Genomic DNA, 2708 nt, shown 5'->3' with positions numbered 1-2708 from the left:
CGAATGGCTAGGCCGTGTCCGCAAAGTCCCGCCTGCTCCGCGACGCCCGGCACGCTCCCCCACTGCCTTAAGGGCGTGGGAGGTGCCCCCACTCGCCGCACCGGACGAAAGCCCACGTACAACCAGTACGAGGGCTTCCGCCCGGCACTCCCCCAGCCTCCCGCCGGGGGACCCCCAGAGCACGCACCGAACGCCGCGGAGCCCGCCCTCCGGGCGGACGGCGGGACTTTGCGGACACGGCCTAGCCGGTCAGTCGCTTCCGGTAGTGGATGCGGTCGTACGGTCCGTCCGTGCGCCGCTCGACGACCTCGTACCCGAACTTCGGGTAGATCTTCTGGTTCTCCCACATCAGCGCGTTCGTGTAGAGCCTGACCTCGGGCAGTCCGAGGTCACGCGCGCGTGCGTCCACGAACTCCAGCAGCCGCCGTCCCATCCCCGTGCCGTGCGCGTCGGGGTGGACGGCGATGCTGTCGAGGAACAGATGGTCGTCGTGCGCCTCGATCACGACGAGCCCGTTCACCGGCTCCCCCGTCACGAACACCCGCCCGGCGACCACATTCGCCATGTGGTCCGCCTCCATGGGCTGCGGCACCACACCGATGCGCGCGATGTAGTGGCGGTACGCCATATCGGTCACGGCCTTCACCACGGGCACATCAGCAACGACGGCAACACGAACCCCGTCCGGTCCACTCATCCGCAACACCTCTCCACGCTCACGGAACCGTCCCTCCCTGAGCCCTCAGTTAGCCCTGCCTTAACGCCACCATAAGGATCTCCCTCACCCTCCTCCAGCAGGCGGTTCCGCGGTTTCCAGGGGCTAGCTTCTGATCACCCCCACGGGATCCGTCCCCCGCGCCGAGCACCGTCCGAGGAGTTGGAGTTCCCCCATGCCCGCACGCCGCAAGGCCGCCGCTGTCGCCGTCCTCGGGATGACTCCCCTCGCCCTGACCGCGCTCGCCGCGGCGCCCGCGGCGGCGCACGGTTCGATGGGCGACCCCGTCAGCAGGGTCGCGCAGTGCTACGCGGAGGGCCCGGAGAGCCCCAGGTCCGACGCGTGCAGGGCGGCGGTCGCGGCCGGTGGCACGCAGGCGCTCTACGACTGGAACGGCATCCGGATCGGTGACGCGAACGGGCAGCACCAGACGCTGATCCCGGACGGCAAGCTGTGCAGCGCGAACAACGAGGAGTTCAAGGGCCTCGACCTGGCCCGCACCGACTGGCCGGCGACGAGCGTGAGCAGCGGCTCGTACACCTTCAAGTACCGCGTGACCGCCCCGCACAAGGGCACCTTCAAGGTGTACATCACCAAGTCCGGCTACGACCCCGCCCAGCCGCTCGCCTGGTCCGACCTGGACCTGGAGCACCCGGTCGCGGCGTCCACCGACCCGGTCGCGACGGGCGGCTTCTACACCTTCTCCGGCGCCCTTCCGCAACGCTCCGGCAAGCAGCTCCTGTACGCGATCTGGCAGCGCTCGGACAGTCCGGAGGCGTTCTACTCCTGCTCGGACGTCAGCTTCGGCGGCAGCGGCAGTGGAAGCGGCACGGGCGCCAACGGCGGTGGTTCGGCGGGCAGTTCGACGCCGGCCCCGGCCGCTCCCACGACTCCGGCGCCCACCGCCTCCGCCCCTTCCAGCCGGCAGATCGCGGCCGGTGCCGACAGGTCGACCGTCGAGCACAACGGCCACGGGGACGCGGACGCGAGCACCTCGGCGGAGCCGGTCGCCGCGACGAACCAGGCGACCACCGAGGCCAACGAGCCGCAGACGGCGGGTAGTTCGAAGAACCTCGCCGAGACCGGCGCCAACAACAGCTCGCCGTATCTCATCGTGGGCGGCGCCGCCTCCCTGGCGCTCGGCGCCGCGGCCCTGTTCGCCTCGGTCCGCCGCCGCGCGACCAACGGCGGTGGACGGCACGGCCGTTAGGTGACCGTGCAGGGGGGCGGGGCCTGTCCGGCGGCTCAGGTCGGACAGGCCCCGCGGTGTGCCTACGGTCAACTCAGCGCCGACAGGCAGGTGGTGGCAGTGGCGTGCGCGGGATCGAGGGCGTTGGCGACCTCGTGGAAGGCGATCCGGTCCGTCAGCCCGAGCAGGGCGTGCTCGGACAGATCCACTGAACACAGGTTCTGGATCAGCACGTTGTGCACGTCGGACCCGCTCAGGAACTGACTCGTGTAAGGCGTGACGACCTCGTCGTACCTGGTGGCGATGACCGTGTAGTGGACGCCGGGGACGGTGTCGCCGCCCGCGTTCAGCTTGGCGAGGAAGGCCGAGCCGGCGACCTGGTCGGCGAGGCCGGGGGCGGCTGCGGAGATCACGTCCTCGGCGCCCGGGAAGTACGGCAGGAGTTTGGTGAGGCCGTCCAGGGTGGTGCCGTGGTTGTCGGGCGCGATGCCGACGAAGGTGTTCACCTTGGCGGCGCCGCCGAGGAACTTGAGGTAGTAGCGGGGCATCATGCCGCCCTGCGAGTGCCCGACCAGGTCGGCCTTGGCCGCGCCGGTCGCGGCGAGCACCTTGTCGACGTAGACCTGGAGTTGCCCTGCCGACTTGTCGATGGGGCCGAGGCCGTAGACGAGCGGGACGCCGGGGAGTTGGCCGTAGTCGAGGGAGAAGACGCAGTAGCCGCGGGCTTCCAGATACGGCGCGAGGACCAGCCAGTTGTCGGTGGCGTTGGCGAAGGTGCCGTGCACGAGGACGACGGGGCGGGGG

At 70.5% G+C, this 2708-nt stretch carries 3 protein-coding genes; 1 reads left to right on the top strand and 2 read right to left on the bottom strand.

Going from position 1 to position 2708, the window contains the following annotated elements:
- Positions 1–241: 241 nt before the first annotated feature.
- A complete protein-coding gene (locus tag AC31A1_RS49715; RefSeq protein WP_489659648.1) occupies positions 242–697 on the bottom strand; it encodes a GNAT family N-acetyltransferase in 456 nt (151 codons plus the stop codon).
- A 193-nt stretch (positions 698–890) separates the two neighbouring features.
- Between AC31A1_RS49715 and AC31A1_RS49710 the strand changes: the two genes are divergently transcribed.
- Positions 891–1925, top strand: a complete 1035-nt coding sequence (locus AC31A1_RS49710) for a lytic polysaccharide monooxygenase auxiliary activity family 9 protein (protein WP_489659647.1) — start codon at positions 891–893, stop codon at positions 1923–1925.
- A gap of 68 nt (positions 1926–1993) precedes the next feature.
- On the opposite strand, the gene AC31A1_RS49705 is transcribed toward AC31A1_RS49710, so the two are convergent.
- Positions 1994–2708, bottom strand: a 715-nt coding sequence (locus AC31A1_RS49705) for an esterase/lipase family protein (RefSeq protein WP_489659646.1), incomplete at its 5' end; no start/stop codon positions are given.

Source organism: Streptomyces sp. P5F9, assembly GCF_057961495.1.
The sequence above is the reverse complement of the archived record's forward strand: the minus strand, read 5'-3'. Positions and strand labels throughout refer to the sequence as shown.

Bases quoted from the DNA above. Each gene is read 5' to 3' on its own strand.
- AC31A1_RS49710 (WP_489659647.1), top strand. From the start codon at position 891: ATGCCCGCACGCCGCAAGGCCGCCGCTGTCGCCGTCCTCGGGATGACT.
- AC31A1_RS49715 (WP_489659648.1), bottom strand. From the start codon at position 697: ATGAGTGGACCGGACGGGGTTCGTGTTGCCGTCGTTGCTGATGTGCCC.